Raw genomic sequence first — 19,693 nt, 5'->3', positions numbered from 1 at the left:
TAATATAACAGAAAACCTCCGCCAGAACATGTCTGGTGAAGGTTTTCACATGAAAATCATACTAATGGCCGATATACGGATGATCGTCATTGATTAAAATCCGCTCAATCTTTTTCGTGCGGCCTGCTTTATCAAGCTCGATGAATACACCGGATAGCACGCCGCGGCCGGTATCATGCAGCACGTGTTTGACCGGCAGTGCCGTCAGGAAGCGGTGGATGACCTCGTCCTTATTAATACCCAGTATACCGTCGTAATGGCCCGTCATCCCGACATCTGTAATAAACCCTGTGCCGCCCGGCAGCACCCGCTCATCAGCCGTCTGAATATGCGTATGCGTGCCGACAACCGCACTGACACGGCCGTCCAGATAATAACCCATCGCACCTTTCTCAGACGTCGTCTCCGCATGGAAGTCAACGAATATATAAGGCGTCTCTTTCCGCGCTTCAGCGATCAGTTCGTCCGCCTTCTTGAACGGACAGTCAATCGCCGGCATAAACGCCCGGCCCTGCAGATTGATCACCGCAAGCTTGTCCTGATTGAAACGCACCATCTTCATGCCGACACCAGGTGCCTCGGCTGGATAGTTCGCAGGCCGGATCATCTTGATGTCCTGATCCAGAAAGTCATAGACCTCACGCTGACCATACGTATGATTGCCGAGCGTCACCATATCCACGCCCTGCGTCATCATTGACTTGTAGATTTTCTCTGTGATGCCGCGGCCGTGAGCTGCATTCTCGCCGTTCACGATTGTTACGTTCGGTCTATATTGACTCTTCAGCTGCGGTAAATACGTCTCCAGCATATCGCGGCCGATTGCACCGACAATATCACCGATAAATAATAGTCTCATGATTTACTCCTTTATTCCTTAAAATGCTGCTTATTATTTTCATCCAAGTAAAAATCAAGTTTCACTTGGTCTTTATTAGTCCGGTAGTAGTAATAGTAGTTCGGATCATCTTTTACTTTCACTTCCACCATGTAGTTTTTGTCACCGCTTCTGTTGGCCATAAATCCTTTTGCCTTGAAGTCCTCTTTCTTCACGTGCTGTTCTTTCACCATGTATTCAGCAACGCGCTCCTGCACAGTGCTCACTTTGTACTGAATGAAGCCGTATATACCGGCAAACAGCATCGTGACAACAAGAACAATGCCTATTATCCATCTCATCATTTTATTCATCATACCGTCGTTCCTTTCCTAGTACTCTCAATTACTGTAACATAAAAATTGACCAGCTGACGCGATAATGAAATCACTTTTTTAAGAACATTATTGATTAACAGACAGAAACTAGCAAAATTAAATCTAATATCATCATTGGTTCTATAGGCATATAATCATTTCCTTAGTCAGTAATTTACAAAAATAACCCTTAAAGGCATTCGTCTCCAAGAGTTATCTGATTGTGTATCGATTATTTCGCATATTCTGTGCAATGATTTTTATAAATGATTCATCCATTTCAAAACCTTATGTATCAAAGGTTTAAGGACTATTACTTAAAATATTTTGTTTCTATCCTTTGCCCATTTTATCATAAGTCTGCCCATTTTTTGCCCATTATGGTTTAGGTAAATCTTTAAATAATTCTTCGAGTTCATCAGTCGGAGGAATTTCATGCAAAACTTTTGTTAAACGCAAAACTTCTTTATATGAATCACTAATTTCATTTATCATAATCTTATCTAATATTGTTAATAATTCGTTTATGGCTACAGGTAACCTCTTTATTATTTTATCTAAACTATTATCTCTTTCATTATAAATTGGTGCCTCAATGACCTCCTTAGCATTGTTCAATAAATATGAACCATCTGCATTTTCATTTTGTGATGATAATAATTTCAGTAAATCTTGGATATCAAATTTAAATACCTCTGTTACTTTTGGATTTTCTCCAACACTTACATTTCCACTATGTTTGATATAATTATTTTCTGTTCTTAAAAATTTATTTATGTTTTTATAGAAATTTTGTAACAATGAATAATAATTTTCAGTGCATTTTTGAGGTGTATATGTTTTTAAATTTAATTCTTTTTCAAAATTCATCCTTTTTTTCATGTCAGTTAATAATATGATAGCCTTATTGTCATTTAATTCAATAATTCTAAGTAATTGATAACATAGATCACTGCTAACTTGTAAAAAATTATTTGAACTTTGCTGAAAAATCAACTTTAATTCTTCTATATTAGTTTGATTCATCATATTATACATAGTTATTGATGCATATAAGTTGAACGTGATAGCATCATATTTTAATGAAATTAGTTCTTGTTTTGGAGTAAAGTTAAAACCGTTTGAAAAGATTGTTCTTGATGTTGCTGTCATATTTCTATCTAGAGTGTACTTATTTAACATCTCAAATTCTGGAAATATATTATTTATTTTCTCATAATATCTCATTTTTATCCCCTTATATATATATATTAATTAACTTACAAAAAAGCACCCACCGAAGCAGGTGCAAAACATAATTAATATACAAATTTTATTGATTTTACATCCCTACCATTAATAATTTGCTCTCGACCATCATTATCTTTAACTTGAATGCTACCACCATTTTGTTTTAACAATAAAAGATTCTCTAAAGCTTTTGAATTATAGATTTCAGCATGATTTAAACGTGATAATGAAATAATTTCACCATCTACCTTTTCAACTTCAACTATCATTTAGATAACCTCGCTTCCAGTTTTGTATTTTCACTACACTTTAACTATACAAAAACCATCTAGAATAATCTAGATGGTAAATTTACATTGATTAGTTAAGTAATATTAAGATGGCTATTTATCGTTTTTACCGCATAATGACATGCACTATTTATTAATTAACCTATCATAAACATCTTTGGCCATATCTTTGTGTAACCCTACTAAAATTAGATAATTTACACACATTTCAAACGCATGAATATTATTAGCTGAATCTCTCAATAAATGAAAGAATTCTACAAAGCTAATGACATCAATTTTTATACCCTGGGACAATATATGAACCTCCGATTTGTCGATATTAATCGAATAACTTATATGTGAAAATGCGTTTCTCATCTCGCGATTTACACCCAATAACATAAAGTTGAGTGCTTTTATTTTTTCTACATAAAGTATTCTTTTGTTTAATGTAGTATGATTATTGACAACTTTCTTTATATTACTATCTGTAATTTTTTCAGTAATGATAATAAAAAGCATTAATATTTCACTTATAACCTCTATCCCCTCGGCATATATATTCTTTGCCGATAACATAAACTCGGTTTTATCAGAATAAGAGAGTTCATGTTTTCTTGTTACTAGTCCCGTCTGTTTCGTTTTAAATGTTGCGAAATTAATAGCATAAGTAGATACTTTCATATTGAATAAACATTCATAAATATCATTGTCTTTCAAAATAAAGTCATCCAAACACTTATAAATGTCTATCTTTTTTGATAAATTCAAAAATAAATTAATATATCTTAATAATTGTTGTTTTTGGTCTATATCCATTCTTTCTACTTCGTTGAATAAAGAATAATAATGCTGATCTAATTCAATACCATTATCTAGCTTACTGAATATCACTTTCATTTCATCACCGAATACGTCGCCATTTACGGCATTTTGCAATAATTCATCGACTTCATTCAATACATCTTTTTTACTCATTTATATCCTCCCCCATGCATTTGTAGTAATAACTCTTGCGCTTCTCTTTTGACCAAATCTATTGAGCGCTTGTGTCATACAATCAGTCATATCGTCATGTCTGCCATTTGGAAATGCTTAACATTCTTCTACTAAATCTCCTGTAAATGAAGCTTTAATCGGTAAATGAACGTTTCCCGCTTCAATCATCGGGGTTACCGCCTGCGCCCTGGCTATTTTGCTTCCCTGTGGGTTAATGGGTATTATACCGGATATTTCACGTTTAAGCGTTGAATTAACAGCCGGCCCGTTTGCTTTATCTTCAACTAATATTGCTCTTGCTTTGGTGTGTTTTCTTGAAAAAGAGCGTACTGCTTGAACAGTAGTCGGAAAGTCCATTTTAGCCCTTACCTGGTCTATCAGATACATGTTAGAACCACTTTTGGCCCAACATTGCCCTACAACATAATCATTATCACTATTATCTTTAAATGTTAAATCCCAAGATATTAAATACTCATCTATTTTAGATGGTAATGTATCATAATATTGCCACCATGAACGATTAAATAGCGTGCCCTCGCTCGGTGCGGGTCTTTGTTGAAATAGAGCGTTCCACTCATAACTCCCCACGGTCAACTTAATTTTATATAACTCTTCTAAAGGGTATTTATCTGGCCACAACGCTTCCCCCTCTTTTCGAGGATCATCAGAATGTAATTCGCCCTCTGCTATAGCGGGAAACTCCAATACAGTCCATTGGTCTGCTGATGGATCATTTTCAGCGATTCGTAATAATTTACCTGCCAAATCATCCTCATGCCATCTTGTAAGTGTAATTAATATCTTACCGCCTTTTTCAAGACGTGTATAGAACGTCGATACATACCAATCCCATATTCCGTTTCGTATCGTTTCTGAATTTGCGTCTTGTCTGTTTTTGTACGGGTCATCTATAATTCCGTACTTCATACCCATACCAGTAATTGCGCCTCCAACCTCCGATGACTTATAAACACCTTTATGATTTACTATTTCAAAAATATCTGAATTTCGTAAATATGAACCCTTAGCGGTAGTCCTAACATTTGATCCGTTTAGTGTGGTATTCGGGAATAAATCATAATATTCAGGACTATCAATTATCCTTTGTACATCCCTGTTCATTCTACTAGCAAGGTCAGAACCATAAGAATACGCAATAATACTTGCATCAGGCTCTTTGCCGAATAAATAAGCCGGCAATCGTCTTGATACTAATTCAGATTTACCATTACGAGGTGGCATAAATACCATTAATCTATTAATGTCACCAAATGCCCATCTTTCGAGATATTCACATAACTTTAAATGATGCCAGTTTGCTTGATAATCACTATAAGTATATGACGTGAAGCGGGCAAGATTACGTTTTGCCCGTTCTACTTCAATTTGTTTCAGATTCGGAAGATTTTGAAATGATTTTTTCAAGCTGATCCAACTCCTCATCACTTAACTTTTGTAAATCTAAGAATTGTCTACACTTGATTTAACAATAACCTCCCTTATAGGAGTTGTCCAATCAAGTGTAGACGATTCAAAGAATGGCAGGAACATCATAAGACACATAGCGGTAATAAAGCTTCAACTATCAGAACATATATACCTAAGTCAAATAAGCTATTAAAGTTATTTAAAGATGATATATTAATTGCTAACATCACCCTACCTTATGCACAATCCAAGTTTGATGATCTGACTAAAGAAAAGTTATCATCGCAATACAATCGTGATGTATTGATGATATTCAAGAATGTAATGAAACATATATCAAATACTTATGGTGTTGAATTTGAATACCTGGATAAGTTAATCGTTGGTAAAAAGGCTAAAACCGTTGATGATGTTAAAGCAAAGAAAGAGAATTACCTCGAAACAAGTGAGGTTAAAAGCGTTGTTGAGGAGATACAATTATTCGGCAACCGTAAACAATCAAAGCATAATCATAGATATTATAATTATATTGCTGATTTGATTGAGTTCATGGCTTTAAATGGTATGCGTGTCGGTGAAGCTTTAGCAATCCAACCGCATAATATTGACCTTGAAAATCAGACATTAACGATAGATGGTACTATTTTATGGACTTCAAATAAAAAAGGTGAGTTCGGTATTAAAGAGACTACTAAAAACGATTCAAGCTACAGGACTATCAGTATCAATAAAAGAAGTTGCGATATACTAAGAAAGTTAATACTTAAAAATAAAAGTCCACTATGTGGGAAGATTCTTACAACGATAGAGGCTTTGTGTTTACTAATCATACTGGCAAGCCTATTTACTTCGGTAGAATAAATGACACATTAAAATTAGCTTATGAGAATTGCGGTATAAAGAAACATGTCACAACTCACACATTAAGACATACACATATATCTATCTTGACACAAAACAACGTACCTCTTAAATCTATTATGCAACGTGTAGGACATTCAGATCACCGAACAACTTTGCAAATATATAATCATGTAACTGATAAGATGAACCAGGAATTAAAAGAGCAATTAGAAGCGGTTATATTATAAGATACCGCTTCTTTTTTTTGTGCTTAATTATCAAGTTTTTTCACAGTATGCCCATTTTCTGCCCATTTTTTACATGTACAAAAAGAAAAACAACTCTCAAAGCCTTATGGCTCTAAGAGTTATCTGATTTGTATCAATTATTTTGCATATTCGACTGCACGCATTTCTCTCACGACAGTGACTTTTATGTGTCCTGGATACTGCAGTTCTTCTTCAATCTGATTCTTGATATCCCGTGCAAGACGGTGTGCTTTCAAGTCATCCACTTCTTCCGGTGTGACGATGATGCGGATTTCTCGGCCCGCCTGGATGGCGAATGACTTCTCAACACCATCATAGCTTTCAGCGATCTCTTCAAGGCGTGAGAGACGTCTTACGTAGTTCTCAAGCGTCTCCCGTCTTGCGCCCGGTCTTGCAGCGCTCAGTGCGTCTGCAGCCGCGACAAGAATAGAGATGACAGACGTCGGTTCCACATCACCATGGTGCGAATGAATCGCGTTGATCACGACAGGATGCTCCTTGTATTTCTTCGCAAGGTCTACCCCGATCTCAACGTGACTGCCTTCTACTTCATGGTCAATTGCTTTACCGATATCGTGAAGTAAGCCTGCACGTTTTGCGAGCGTGACATCTTCACCGAGCTCTGCTGCCATCATCCCTGCTAAGTGAGCCACTTCTACAGAGTGCTTCAGCACGTTCTGACCATAGCTCGTCCGGTACTTCATACGGCCGAGTATTTTCACTAAGTCAGGATGCAGATTGTGGATGCCAAGTTCAAACGTCGCCGCTTCCCCTGCTTCTCTGATGACTTCATCGACAGAGCGGCGGGCTTTTTCAACCATTTCTTCAATACGGCCTGGATGGATACGACCGTCTGAGACAAGGTTTTCAAGCGCAATCTTCGCGATTTCGCGTCTAATCGGGTCAAACCCAGACAGAATGACTGCTTCCGGTGTATCATCGATGATTAAATCGATTCCTGTCAGGGTCTCAAGCGTCCGGATGTTTCGTCCTTCACGGCCGATGATCCGTCCTTTCATCTCATCATTCGGTAAATTGATGACAGATACCGTTGATTCTGATGTATGGTCTGCTGCTAAACGCTGTACAGTCGTTGCAAGAAGCATCTTCGCCTTCTTGTCGACCGTATCTTTTGCTTCTTGTTCTTTCTCTTTAACTAATACTGCTATGTCATGAGAGAGTTCTTCTTCGACCTGGTCAATAATTTCCTGCTTCGCTTCATCTTGAGTCAGTCCGGAGATGCGTATCAGTTCTTGTTCATGTTTCACTATAATATCTTGAACACTTTGCTCTAACGCATCAACTTGATGTTGTTTTGCTTCAATTTTAGATTCCTTTTGTTCTAAAAGCTCATCCTTCTTGTCCAGAAGGTCGCTTTTTCGATCTAAATTCTCTTCTTTTTGAAGTAGCCTTGCTTCATGTCTTGATAAGTCTGATCGTCTATCCCGATATTCTTCTTCTAAACGATCGCTCCGAAGCTGATATTCTTCCTTCGCTTCAAGCAGCTTTTCCTTTTTCAGACTTTCAGCTTCTTTTCTAGCTTCTTTAACAATATGATCACCAGTTTGTCTCGCTTGAATCTGCTGGTTCGTCAAATTCGTCTTTGCTAGATAATAACCGGCAGCAACTCCTAGAATGATGCCAAGCAAAATGCATAAGGTGTATAGCATAACATAAACACCTCCTTTTGCTTAATTATCTAGTTATCCATTGAGAGTTAACAATATATAATTTTATAATTATATAACTTAATTGTACTTTTTGCCGTGTAGTAAAGTCAAGGTGCTCATCATATTTATTAACAGACAAAAACTGAAGTCGCACGGACTTCAGTTTTATCGTGAAAATTATACCAATTCATCCTCGAACAGATCATCCATTTTGTTTTCAGGAGCCTCTGTTTCAGTATCAGCTGTTTCTTTATCGTCCTTAGGAATAATTCCCAGCTCCTGACGAATCTTCAAATCGATTTCTTTGAGCACTTCAGGGTTTTCTTTCAAGTATAATTTAACATTCTCTTTACCTTGACCCATTCGTTCGCCGTTATATGAATACCAAGCACCAGACTTCTGGATGATTTCGTGTTCTGAACCTAAATCAATGATTTCACCTTCACGTGATATCCCCTGCCCGTACATAATATCGACTTCTGCCACACGGAATGGCGGTGCTACTTTATTTTTGACTACTTTGATTTTAGTGCGGTTACCGACAACTTCCACACCTTGTTTCAACTGTTCAGCACGTCTAACTTCCAGACGGACAGAACTGTAGAATTTAAGGGCACGGCCACCTGGTGTTGTTTCAGGGTTACCGAACATGACACCAATCTTTTCGCGGACCTGGTTGATGAAAATAGCGATTGTATTGGATTTTGAAATGGCACCTGACAACTTACGTAACGCCTGTGACATTAAACGCGCTTGAAGACCCATGTGTGAGTCACCCATTTCGCCTTCAATCTCAGCTTTCGGTGTTAGGGCAGCAACTGAATCGACAACGATAATATCTACAGCACCACTTCGTACGAATGCTTCTGCTATCTCAAGTCCTTGTTCACCGTGGTCCGGCTGTGAGAGATACAGCTCATCGATATCTACACCTAATTTTTGAGCATAAGCAGGATCAAGCGCATGCTCAGCATCAATAAATGCAGCGACACCGCCCTGTGCCTGAACTTCAGCAATCGCATGAAGTGCTACCGTCGTTTTACCTGAACTTTCAGGGCCATAGATTTCAATGATTCTTCCTTTTGGATAACCCCCTACACCTAATGCACCGTCCAATGTAATAGAGCCGCTTGAAACAGTAGAAATACTGCGGTTTGCGCTTTCTCCAAGTTTCATGACTGCCCCTTTACCAAAGGATTTTTCCATACTTTTAATCACTGTATCTAATGCTTTTTGACGTTCGTTCAAATGTATATCCTCCTTAATAACACTCGTGTTATTAGCTGATTTGTGTCGTTCCTATATGTATTACTATACTGATTTATCGACCAAATAGCAAGCAAAAAGCAAACGTTTGTTCGTATTTTTTCGTGCTGAATTTAATGGAATAAAGACAGCATTTGAAGTAATCTGCTATCGATACCCCTATTATTTGATGGAAAAACTTAAGCTTATTAAATTTCATCAAATAAAAATATCCCGAAAGTTAGAGGTCTTTTCAGCTTTCGGGATATTCTGTATTCGATATGATTGGTTATTTTGAATTTTTGAAGACATCGCGGCCATGATAGAAATATTCGATTCCTGATAGAATGGTAAAGAATACCGCCACGTACATCAACCAGTAACCAGTGCTGAAGCCGACCCAGTTAACCAGTGGTTCATTCAACAGCATCAATGTCATGGCCACCATCGTTACAGCTGTTTTGATTTTGCCGAGTTTCCCTGCTGCAGACACAAAGCCCTGCTCCACTTGAAGGAGTCTTAGCCCTGTCACCGCAAACTCACGGGCAACAATAATGATCACCATCCATGAAGGAAGTACATTGAGTTCAACTAGAGCGATCAACCCGGATGATACAAGCAGTTTATCTGCCAGTGGATCAAGGAATTTCCCCATGTTGGTCACTAATTGCCATTTTCTCGCAAGATAGCCGTCCACCCAATCAGTCAAAGATGCAAAAATAAATATCAGTGCTCCGATGAATTGCTCAATACGCATGTCATAACTGCCAAGTATACTAATGTCACCCATATCAAAATCCGCTAGTAAAAAAATTAAAAAGATAGGAATCAACAGTACACGAGCGACTGTAATTTGATTCGGAATGTTCATTCTACAACCTACTTCCCCTGTTAATCTGTTTGTTCTATTGAGAACTGATACGTTCTCGTAATAATGTTTTCTGCCGTCTTCGGCACATCAACCTTCTGATTATTAATGAAGACTTCAAGCGCTGTAGAATTACCGGAAATTAAAGTCACTGTCTTCACATTCTTATCGATAGTCATCGTCTTATTCTTCACTTCCTGATAGGCATACCGCTTATTTTGATCATCATACACTTGAATCCAAGTCGATACATCTGACTTCACTTTGAGGTCAATCTGGTCGTTAGTAGATACGTCATAACTTAATGCAGCACCGTCAAATGATTTATATTTAACAGATGTTTGCACTGCTGTTTTTTGTTTTTCAAGCTTTTTAGGCTGCTCTTTCTTCTTGTCTTCAGCAGCCGCTTTCGATTTTTCTTCTTTTGCTTCGACTTTGACATTGCGGCTTTCGTTAATGTCTCCAGCCACCCAGCCGTCATCTGTCGACTTAAACAGCAATTTTGAACTGATCAACCAGATCACGCTGATGGCAAGCGCTAATCCTAGCAGCGAAATAATTAACGGTCTAATCAACTGGTCATCTTTTTTGACATTGACTGGAGACTCATTTTTCAACTGTTTTCTGGCATCAACAGCAGATAACCGCTCTTGAGGCAGTTCATCAGCATGCTCTTTAAGCAGGGCATCAGCGTTTAAATTCACACTTTTAGCATATTTCTCAATGAATCCAGCGGTATATCCCGGATTAGGAAGCGATTCAAAGTCATTGCGCTCAATCATTTCGATGTATTTCCGCTGGATTTTAATCTTGTTTTCAAGGTCAACCAGTGTCATACCGAGCGATTCACGTTTTTGTTTCAGTTTACGTCCTATTTGCTGCATATCATGACCTCCTTACTCAAAAAATCCGAAGCCCTCATTACTGAATAAATTATTTTTGCTGACCTGCTCATACGTTATCTGCTGGTCTTCAGTCTCTCTGAGTTCAATAATGTAATCAAAGTCATCCAGAGTGAAATTGCTGTTCTCAACAAATAAATCCGGGTGCTCTATCACCTTTACAGCGGGTAATGTCATCACTTCATTGATGAGCTGCATATGCTTCATATCCGTCTGCTTCGCGCTGACTGCTCCGTCAATAATGTAAATATAATTACCATCGTATTCACCTTTGAACAACGAATTACGAACAGTCTGTTTAATCATCGTCGACGAAATAAACAGCCATTTCTTATGGGCACAGACACTAGCTGCCACGATGGATTCTGTCTTGCCTACACGAGGCATTCCACGGATACCGACCAGACAATGGCCTTCTTCCTTGAATAGTTCTGCCATAAAATCAACTAGTATCCCGAGTTCTTTTCTGACAAATCGAAATGTTTTTCTGTCATCCAGATCCCGTTTGATATAACGACCATGTCTAACGGCCAGACGGTCTCTCAGCTGCGGGGTACGCAGCTTAGTGATTTCAATTTCTTCAAGTGATTTCACGATATTTTCAAAACGCGACACTTTTTCCATATCGTCTGTTTTCAGCAGTAATCCCCGGCGTCCTTGATCGACACCATTAATAGTGATGATGCTGATGCCTAATGTACCAAGCAGGCTGGATACATCTCCTAACAATCCTGGTCTGTTTAATTTTATTTCGTACTCGAGATACCATTCTTTATGCATTGCTAGTCCCCCTATATCAGCCACCCGGCATTAATTCTCAGTACTTGTCCTGTCACATGTCTCGACCGCTCATCCAGCAGGTAACTGACCATATGAGCGATCTCGTGAGGAAGTACAAGTTCACCTTGAGGAATATCTTCAAGAATCATTTTCAGCTCTTCTTCAGGAAAGATATCGGTCATTTTCCCTTGAACAAGCCCTGGTGTTACCGCGTTAACTGTAATATGACTGGGTGCCAGTTCTTTTGCCATTGCCTTAGTGAACCCTAACTGTCCGGATTTCATTGTTGAATAGATGGATTCCATAGCGGCTCCCGTTTCTCCCCAGATCGAACTGATTATCACTATATTACCACATTGTTTAGAGACAAGCGCAGGAACTATCCACTGTACAAGCTTGATCAGATTTTTGAGATGGATCGCATATTGTTTATCAATCGCCTCAGATGACATATCCTGCAGCAGTTCGTAGTGTGCCGTCCCAGCGGCATAGATCAGACCATCTATATCGTTACAGAAATCAGGCTGGTTGACCAGCTCTACTGTTAAATCTGCCTGCCAGAATGTGACTGGCTTACTGTGCCAGCGTTCTTTCAGCAGTGTTACATCAGCAGCAAAGTAGTGACAGATGACACGATGCCCTTCATCGAGCAATCTATCAACTACTGCACGGCCAATATCACCACTTCCCCCTGTCACAAGATAGTCAGCCATTAGGGATTAACCGGCTGTCTGTCATATTTGTCACATCAATGGTCTCAAAAGTTTTCAAGCTGTCAGCCAAAGTGAGCGTTTCCAGTAACGGTAGAATGTCGAATAGCACTGCATCATTGAAATAATAACGTGTAAACTGATTCGCGATATATTCAGGTGAATTTAAACTTGAAATATATTCTCCGATGGTCTGTTTGACAAGCCTGTTGAAATCATCTTCTTTAAACGCCTTGGCAGATAGGCGTTCCATAATGCGTTCTTTCAGCGCATCCGGCTGCTTTGTAGAACCTGCAATAAAGATATGGGAAAACGTAGGTTCCAATGTAAAATTATAACCGAATGTATCATCGATTAAGTCATCAGCCAGCAGTTCCTGATAGAATTCTGTCTGCTCACCAAACAATAAGTCAAGTATAAATGACACTTCTAATTCCGTTTTAATCAATGACTGCTCCCGTTGATGCAGCTCTGTTTTGATAGCAAGCATCATTTTAGGCTGCTGTACGTCTGCTGACTGTATCAATGTCGCTTCATGAATAGAAGACGGCTCATTGATGACTGCTGTTTCAGGAAAGTAAGTAGTGTCATCTGTCGTGTACTGATTGTCTTCTACAATCTGTGCAATCTCTTCAGGATTAATATTCCCTACAATAAACATCACCATGTTTTCAGGACGGTAGAACGTGTGATAGCAGCTGTAAAGTTTGTCTGCAGTAATTTCATTAATGGACGCGATGCTGCCGGCGATATCTTCTTTCACAGGATGATGATGGTATAATCCCTGCAGCGTTTGATAGTACAGCCGGTAGTTCGGTTGATCTTGATACATTTGAATTTCTTCAGCAATAATGCCGATTTCCTTCTCAACCGACTCTTTTGAGAAATACGGCTCCTGCACCATCTTGAGAAGGAGTTTAATGTTCTCTTCAACGTGATCAATAGCCGTAAACAAATAGCTCGTCCGATCGTATGATGTGAATGCATTAGCAGAGGCACCGTTCACTGAGAATGAATTGAACATATCGCCGTCTTCTTTTTCGAACATCTTATGTTCAAGAAAATGTGCAATTCCTTCAGGCATTTTAATCATTTGTGTCTCATTGAACGGTACGAACTGGTTATGCAGCGAGCCGTACCGTGTGGTCAATGTCACATACGTTTTCTGGAATCCTTTTTTAGGAATGAGAAACAGTTTCAATCCATTAGTCAATGTCGTTTCGTATAACGCTTCATCAATCTGCTCATAAATGATTTCTCTCATGATTGCACCTCATTTGCTAGACAATATATCGTATGGACATGGATATGCTGTGCCACATCGATCACATCTTGAGCTGTCACCCGGCCGATTCCTTGGATCCACTCTTGTGTGGTCAGCTCAATATCATCAAATCCTTTAGCATAGGTTGTTTCTATCCATCCTTTTGGACGGTCAAATGTTTCTTTTTTATGTGTAATGAGCATTGTTTTAGCTGTATGTATTAATGCTTCATCAAACTCACCCTCTTTAATGAGCGCAAGCTGATCTAGAATAGTTTTCACAGTGAGTTCTTTTGTTTCTTTGTTGACGCCTGCAATCACATAGATATAGCCAAGTCTTGCATCGATCTGTGAATGAATCTGATAAGCGAGACTCATTTTTTCTCTGACATTCATGAATAATAGACTAGTAACATCGCCGCCGAAAATTTGATTGAATACGATGAGAGCGAAGTAGGATGTTGTTCCGTAGTTGACATCTGCTGTCATCCCGATATTGATCTTGGCCTGCGTCGTATCTGTCTGCTCAGTAATATAGACAGGTTCTGCCGGTTGTTCGAGCTGAAAAGTATCAAGGACAGCAGTCCCCTGCGGCAGTGCTAAATAATGTTTGATGTTATCCTTCACATCAGCGGCTTCAATATCTCCGATCACAAAGATTTCTTTCTCGTCTTCATTGATCATTGAACGATACGCATGATAGAGTGACTGCGGTGTCACCTCATTTAATTTCTCTTCAATCCCATAGCTGGGGTACCGGTAATCATGTCCTTTGAACATTTCTTTCATAAGCTGCTGATAGCCGTACTGCGTTTTATTATCTTTGATAGCTTCAAATCGTGCCTGCAGTAATTTTTTCTCTATTGAAACTTTATGTGCGTTGAACTGATTATTTTCAATGACGGGCCGTTGAATCACTTCTGATAATATTTCAAGTCCACGCTTGAACAAATTTTCTGGATGGCTCAAATATTTGTCATTGATCATATCTATACCAATGGTCACGACGTGAGCTGTTTTTTGTTTAGTGACATAACTATAGACATTTGCTCCATAACAATCAGCCAGTGCATCGTGAAGGAGTTGTTCTGTCGGATATTTGGCTGTTGATTTCGTGAGTATTTTACTGAGCAGTGCACGCTCTGTTACAGTTTCTTTGTTGATAGGTGTCTTGAACTTAACAACAACAGAAATCGTTTTGAATTTGCGTTCTTCATTAATATGAATAGGTATCATGTGATCACTTCATTTCCCGTTTAATTTGGAATTTCATCTGATTAGATTTGAAATAGTTCATTGAGTAAAGAACTGGAACATCCTCTGCATTATAATGAACCTGCTTAAAGAGCAGCAGACTTTCTTCAGGTGCACAATCAAGTGCATTAGAAATATAAGGTTCATAGCTGATAGCTTCTATTTCAGAATTGGCATAGGCTACTTTATATTTTGGATCTTCCTGAAGTATCTGCAGTAACGACAGGTTATTATTTAAATGCATATAATCAAAATCAGTCATGTTAATTTTATCAAGACAATAGGCGACCGGTCGACCATCAGCCGTTCTGATTCTTTCGATGACAGTGATCATCTGATCATCCGTAATATCAAGTATTTTCTTGTCATCAAGAGAAGGGACTTCAGGGTCCTGACTGATGATAATAGTGCCGGCCTTACAGCCGACTTCTTCAATCATTCGAGTAATACTCCGCAGTTCATTGACCGGATAGAAAAAATCAGGTTCTGGTTTGACGCAATAACCTTCTTCGAATTTTTCCGTCAAAATCTGCTCAGTAATGAGCTCTCTTATAGCCTGCTCCACATCGTCCTGTGACACATCAAGTGTTCGTGAAATTTCATACAGGCTTGGAATCGGCATGTTAGGTTTAAATTCCTGTTGATTGATCTTCATGATAATCCAGTCTTTAGCAATTAAAATCGTTCTTTGAACGGACATCATTCATTCCTCCATCATTCTTCTGTTTCGTTGATTAATACTTGTCTCGGCTTACTGCCAGAAGCAGGTCCGATGACTTGATTCATCTCCAGCTCATCGATTAATCGCGCAGCTCTATTATATCCTATTCTAAACTGTCTCTGTAGTAATGAGGCGCTAGCCTTCTGATTCGTTACTACGAATTGCAGCGCATCAAAATACAAGGCGTCCTCTGATGGTGATTCCTGCGTCACTATGTCATCGGGTTCCAGTTCTTTGACATAATTCGCTGACTGCTGCTTTGTCACATAGTTGACTACGGATTCTACTTCTTTGTCAGACAGGAACGCGCCCTGAATTCTTGTTGGTTTTGATTGTCCTGACGGTAAGAACAGCATGTCCCCGCGACCGAGCAATTTTTCAGCACCTTGCGAATCCAGTATGGTACGTGAATCTATTTGCGAACTGACAGCAAATGCGATTCTAGACGGAATATTAGCTTTGATTAATCCTGTGATGACATCTACAGAAGGACGTTGGGTTGCGATGATTAAATGAATGCCTGCTGCCCGGGCCATCTGTGCAATCCGCATAATCGCACTTTCGACGTCTTTACTGGCAACCATCATCAAGTCAGCCAGCTCATCGACAATCACGACAATATAAGGGAGCTTTGCATTTTTCTCTTCAAGTTCGTTATTTTGCCGCATCAAATATTGATTGTATCCTTCAATATTTCTTGTACCTGTATGACTGAATAAGTCATAACGTCGTTCCATTTCGCCGACAATTTTTTGCAGCGCCTGCGCTGCTTTCTGTGGATTGGTGACAACAGGTGTCAGCAGATGAGGAATCCCATTATAGACATTCAATTCTACCATCTTAGGGTCAATCATCATCAGTTTGACTTCATGCGGCTTGGCGTTCATCAATATACTTGTAATAATGCCATTGATACAGACAGATTTACCGCTGCCGGTTGAGCCGGCTACAAGCAGATGCGGCATTTTGTTCAGTTCTGCTGTAATTGCATCACCTGATATATTGCGGCCGAGCACTACTTTTAACTTGTTTTCGGCTGCCGGCTCTTCTTCCAGTACTTCTCTTAATGTCACCATTGACACAGAGTTGTTCGGCACTTCAATACCGACAGCTGATTTACCAGGGATCGGCGCTTCAATACGAATATCTTTTGCTGCGAGTGCCAGTGCGATATCATTCGACAGATTAACAATTCGACTGACTTTGACACCCATCGCCGGCTGGACTTCGTACTGTGTCACAGCAGGTCCAATTCTGATCTGACTCACTTTGGCATTGACACCAAAGTTTTTTAATGTGGACTCAAGCAGCTGTCCCCGCTGCTTGATGGTCTTCATATCTGACTTCACACCACTGACAGGAGGATTCAGCAGCTCTAGCGGCGGCAGCTGGTAATCAGGATTTTCATCATCAATCACAGGCACCTGCTGCTCTTTTTTTGGCCGTGCGTCGTGATGCATCAGTGGTATATCAACCGGTTCGTCCTGTCGTTCTTCAGATGGTAGTTGAACTGGTTCAGGCTCAACCGTAACTTCCTGAAGTTCCGAGACATCAACAGGTCTTTCAGCCAGTCGAGCCTTCATATTGAAAAGTTTCATCTGACTTGCGTGAACCCATTTAATCAGCTGATCAAATATTACTTTGGACTCTGCTCTAATCGACCGTCCTGCAATCAATATGCCGGCGATACCAAGGACAAGTAGTGAGAATATCAGCGCACCGACTGAACTGATCAGCTGACTCAGAGACCACTCAAGCGCATAACCTATAAGTCCGCCTCCTTGAAAATGAAACTCATGATCAGATTCTATTTCAAAGATGCTATTGAATGTCGGTTTCCTTTGAATCGAGGTCAGATGACGCACCGACTCAAACAAAATCGTCAAGCCGACCTGCAGAGTGATCCACCCGACAAACCTTCTATTCAACGGAACAAATCGCTTGTTGACTGTATAATATATAGTCAGCATTGCAATAAATAAATAAGTGAAGTAACGGACACTGCCTGTCAATAAGATCATCAGACAATCGATGGCTAGACCTACAAGACCGAATTGCAGTACACCGATGGCAAGAAGTGCCAGCACTACTAGAGCAAATAAATAAATAACAGGTGTATCCCGCTTCTTTGTCCGCTTCTTTTTTGCTGCCGGCTTACGTTTTTTACCGCTTGTTTTTTTTATAACCAATTAAGGCACCTCTCATAATAAATAAATAAACAAGCCTAAGCTTGTTTATTTATTATTATCAAATTCTAGATTTCTGAAATCACTGGAATAATCATCGGTCTTCTCTTAGTTGAATCATAGAGAAACTTACCTAATTTGTCGCGCATATCTTGTTTGATTTCAGCCCACTCTATACGATTTTGCATTAATCCTTCTTCAACGATGGCACGTACTTTGTCTTCTGCTTCTTTCAGCAGTTCTTCACTTTCTCTGACATAGACAAATCCTCGCGACTGAATCTGAGGTCCAGCAACAATGCGTCTATTTTTAGGATCCAGTGTCACGACTGCAATGAATATACCATCTTCAGCAAGCAGACGACGATCACGAAGGACGATATTACCGACATCACCGACACCGATACCGTCGATCAGCACATTACCGGCAGTAACTTTCTCGTTCGCAAGCATCTTTTCACCGTCGAAGTTAATGACATCCCCTTTTTCCAATAAGAAGATATGTTCAGGTTGAACACCTGTTTCTGCTGCTAACTTCGCATGAGCAATCTGCATTTTAAATTCCCCTTGTACAGGGATGAAGTATTTCGGCTGCATTAAGTTCAGCATCATTTTCAGTTCCTCCATACAGCCGTGACCAGATGCATGGATTTTTTTATTAGTTGGAATGACATGCGCACCCGCTTTTACGAGATGGTTGATAGTAGAGCCTAATATCACTTCCATACCAGACGAAGGTGTCGTCGTGATGAACACTGTATCTCCTTCATCGATATTCATAATGCTGTGTTTTTGTAATGCCATATGTCCTAATGCTTCAATCGGTTCACCTTGTGAACCTGTAGATATGATGACCATTTCGTTTTTAGGATACTTAGAAATATCTTTGATTGGAATCAGTAATTGATCTGGAATATCGAAGTAGCCGAGTTTACGAGCTGTATTGAATGAACTCTCCAGTGACTTTCCGAGGAAGCTCACTTTACGGTTCGTATTCGCTGCAGCAGTCAGTACTTGTTGAATCCGGATGAAGTTTGAAGCATAGCACGATACAATGATACGTCCACGAGCTTTGGCAAATTCATCATTAATATGACTCTCAATGACATTTTCAGGTGTATTATAGCCCGGTTTTTCCGCTTCAGTTGAATCACTGATTAAAGCCAGTACGCCGTTCTCACCAATCATGCTCATTTTTGAGATGTCCGGACGATATGGTCCTTTGACGCTCTGATCAAACTTGAACTCACCTGTGTAGACAATCGCACCATGTGAAGTATGAATGCAGACACCTAATGAGTCTGGAATACTGTGCGTTGTATTAAAGAATGTAATATTAACACCTTTGAACCGCATGACAGATTCATTGTTGACTGTATAATATTTTAATTTTTTATCGACTTTTGCTTCCCTCATATGGTCTTTCACTAATGCAAGAGTGAGACGTGACCCATAGATCGGCGCGTCTACTTTGTCGATAATATAGCGCAGTGCACCGATGGCATCTTCATGTCCGTGTGACAGGAAGATCCCTTTTAAACGATGCTTGTTTTCAACGACGTACTGAATATCGGGAATGACGACATCGATTCCGAGCATTTCATCTTCCGGAAACATCAGTCCTGCATCCAGCATGAACATTTCATCGTCTACTTCGACAATATACATGTTCTTAGCTATTTCCCCTACACCACCAAGTGGTATTATTCTAATATGATGATTTTCTTTCTTCACTAAATTCAAAATAGTTCCTCCTAAAATTCTTTCCCGTACAAAACATATTGTCTTTATTATAAGCTATTTGAATCTTATAACACAATAAAAAATAGCCATACGGTGGATAACTAGAAGAAATAT

At 39.4% G+C, this 19,693-nt stretch carries 19 protein-coding genes; 2 read left to right on the top strand and 17 right to left on the bottom strand.

Going from position 1 to position 19,693, the window contains the following annotated elements:
* Positions 1–61 precede the first annotated feature (61 nt).
* The 6 genes from AC3IPL_RS04875 to terL all read right to left on the bottom strand — a co-directional run bounded on the left by AC3IPL_RS04875 (position 62) and on the right by terL (position 5,123).
* Positions 62–859, bottom strand: a complete 798-nt coding sequence (locus AC3IPL_RS04875; RefSeq protein ID WP_489242130.1) for a TIGR00282 family metallophosphoesterase — start codon at positions 857–859, stop codon at positions 62–64.
* Positions 860–870: 11 nt separating this feature from the next.
* On the bottom strand, positions 871–1,194 hold the full coding sequence (locus AC3IPL_RS04870) for a DUF3139 domain-containing protein (RefSeq protein WP_489242129.1): 324 nt from the start codon (positions 1,192–1,194) through the stop codon (positions 871–873).
* 378 nt (positions 1,195–1,572) lie between these two features.
* Complete coding sequence (locus AC3IPL_RS04865) at positions 1,573–2,421, bottom strand: hypothetical protein (protein ID WP_489242128.1); 849 nt, start codon at positions 2,419–2,421, stop codon at positions 1,573–1,575.
* A gap of 71 nt (positions 2,422–2,492) precedes the next feature.
* Positions 2,493–2,693: a hypothetical protein gene (locus tag AC3IPL_RS04860; protein ID WP_489242127.1), complete on the bottom strand. Its 201-nt coding sequence runs from the start codon at positions 2,691–2,693 to the stop codon at positions 2,493–2,495.
* Between the two features lie 147 nt (positions 2,694–2,840).
* Positions 2,841–3,674: a hypothetical protein gene (locus AC3IPL_RS04855; RefSeq protein WP_489242125.1), complete on the bottom strand. Its 834-nt coding sequence runs from the start codon at positions 3,672–3,674 to the stop codon at positions 2,841–2,843.
* A gap of 117 nt (positions 3,675–3,791) precedes the next feature.
* A complete protein-coding gene (gene terL, locus AC3IPL_RS04850; RefSeq protein ID WP_489242124.1) occupies positions 3,792–5,123 on the bottom strand; it encodes a phage terminase large subunit in 1,332 nt (443 codons plus the stop codon).
* A 327-nt stretch (positions 5,124–5,450) separates the two neighbouring features.
* Between terL and AC3IPL_RS04845 the strand changes: the two genes are divergently transcribed.
* Entirely contained in the window at positions 5,451–5,987 is a 537-nt protein-coding gene (locus AC3IPL_RS04845) for a site-specific integrase (protein WP_489242123.1), read from the top strand.
* Complete coding sequence (locus AC3IPL_RS04840) at positions 5,909–6,217, top strand: tyrosine-type recombinase/integrase (protein WP_489242122.1); 309 nt, start codon at positions 5,909–5,911, stop codon at positions 6,215–6,217. The genes AC3IPL_RS04845 and AC3IPL_RS04840 overlap by 79 nt, the downstream gene beginning before the upstream one ends.
* A 137-nt stretch (positions 6,218–6,354) precedes the next feature.
* Here the strand turns inward: AC3IPL_RS04840 and rny are convergent, their stop codons facing one another.
* The 11 genes from rny to rnjB form a co-directional block, all read right to left on the bottom strand.
* The gene (rny, locus tag AC3IPL_RS04835; RefSeq protein WP_489242121.1) at positions 6,355–7,908 is read right to left on the bottom strand and encodes a ribonuclease Y; all 1,554 of its coding nucleotides are present in this window, start codon (positions 7,906–7,908) and stop codon (positions 6,355–6,357) included.
* 177 nt (positions 7,909–8,085) lie between these two features.
* Entirely contained in the window at positions 8,086–9,114 is a 1,029-nt protein-coding gene (gene recA / locus AC3IPL_RS04830; protein WP_489242275.1) for a recombinase RecA, read from the bottom strand.
* Positions 9,115–9,442: 328 nt separating this feature from the next.
* A complete protein-coding gene (gene pgsA, locus AC3IPL_RS04825; protein ID WP_489242120.1) occupies positions 9,443–10,024 on the bottom strand; it encodes a CDP-diacylglycerol--glycerol-3-phosphate 3-phosphatidyltransferase in 582 nt (193 codons plus the stop codon).
* 20 nt (positions 10,025–10,044) lie between these two features.
* A complete protein-coding gene (locus tag AC3IPL_RS04820) occupies positions 10,045–10,905 on the bottom strand; it encodes a RodZ domain-containing protein (protein WP_489242118.1) in 861 nt (286 codons plus the stop codon).
* Positions 10,906–10,917: 12 nt separating this feature from the next.
* Positions 10,918–11,703 (bottom strand): YmfK family protein, encoded by a 786-nt coding sequence (locus tag AC3IPL_RS04815; protein ID WP_489242116.1) that lies wholly within the window; start codon positions 11,701–11,703, stop codon positions 10,918–10,920.
* 11 nt (positions 11,704–11,714) lie between these two features.
* On the bottom strand, positions 11,715–12,416 hold the full coding sequence (gene ymfI / locus AC3IPL_RS04810; protein WP_489242114.1) for an elongation factor P 5-aminopentanone reductase: 702 nt from the start codon (positions 12,414–12,416) through the stop codon (positions 11,715–11,717).
* Positions 12,409–13,677 (bottom strand): EF-P 5-aminopentanol modification-associated protein YfmH, encoded by a 1,269-nt coding sequence (gene yfmH, locus AC3IPL_RS04805; RefSeq protein WP_489242112.1) that lies wholly within the window; start codon positions 13,675–13,677, stop codon positions 12,409–12,411. The genes ymfI and yfmH overlap by 8 nt, the downstream gene beginning before the upstream one ends.
* A complete protein-coding gene (gene yfmF, locus AC3IPL_RS04800) occupies positions 13,674–14,912 on the bottom strand; it encodes an EF-P 5-aminopentanol modification-associated protein YfmF (protein WP_489242111.1) in 1,239 nt (412 codons plus the stop codon). Before yfmF ends, yfmH begins: the two co-directional genes overlap by 4 nt.
* A gap of 4 nt (positions 14,913–14,916) precedes the next feature.
* Positions 14,917–15,633 (bottom strand): GntR family transcriptional regulator, encoded by a 717-nt coding sequence (locus tag AC3IPL_RS04795; RefSeq protein WP_489242110.1) that lies wholly within the window; start codon positions 15,631–15,633, stop codon positions 14,917–14,919.
* 11 nt (positions 15,634–15,644) lie between these two features.
* Positions 15,645–17,834, bottom strand: a complete 2,190-nt coding sequence (locus AC3IPL_RS04790; RefSeq protein ID WP_489242274.1) for an FtsK/SpoIIIE family DNA translocase — start codon at positions 17,832–17,834, stop codon at positions 15,645–15,647.
* A gap of 71 nt (positions 17,835–17,905) precedes the next feature.
* Positions 17,906–19,579 carry a ribonuclease J2 gene (rnjB, locus tag AC3IPL_RS04785; protein WP_489242109.1) on the bottom strand — a complete coding sequence of 558 codons (1,674 nt, stop codon included), beginning with the start codon at positions 19,577–19,579 and terminating at the stop codon, positions 17,906–17,908.
* Positions 19,580–19,693: the final 114 nt, after the last annotated feature.

It is taken from the genome of Macrococcus sp. GL_134, assembly GCF_057834705.1.
This window is presented reverse-complemented; position numbering and strand designations above follow the sequence as displayed.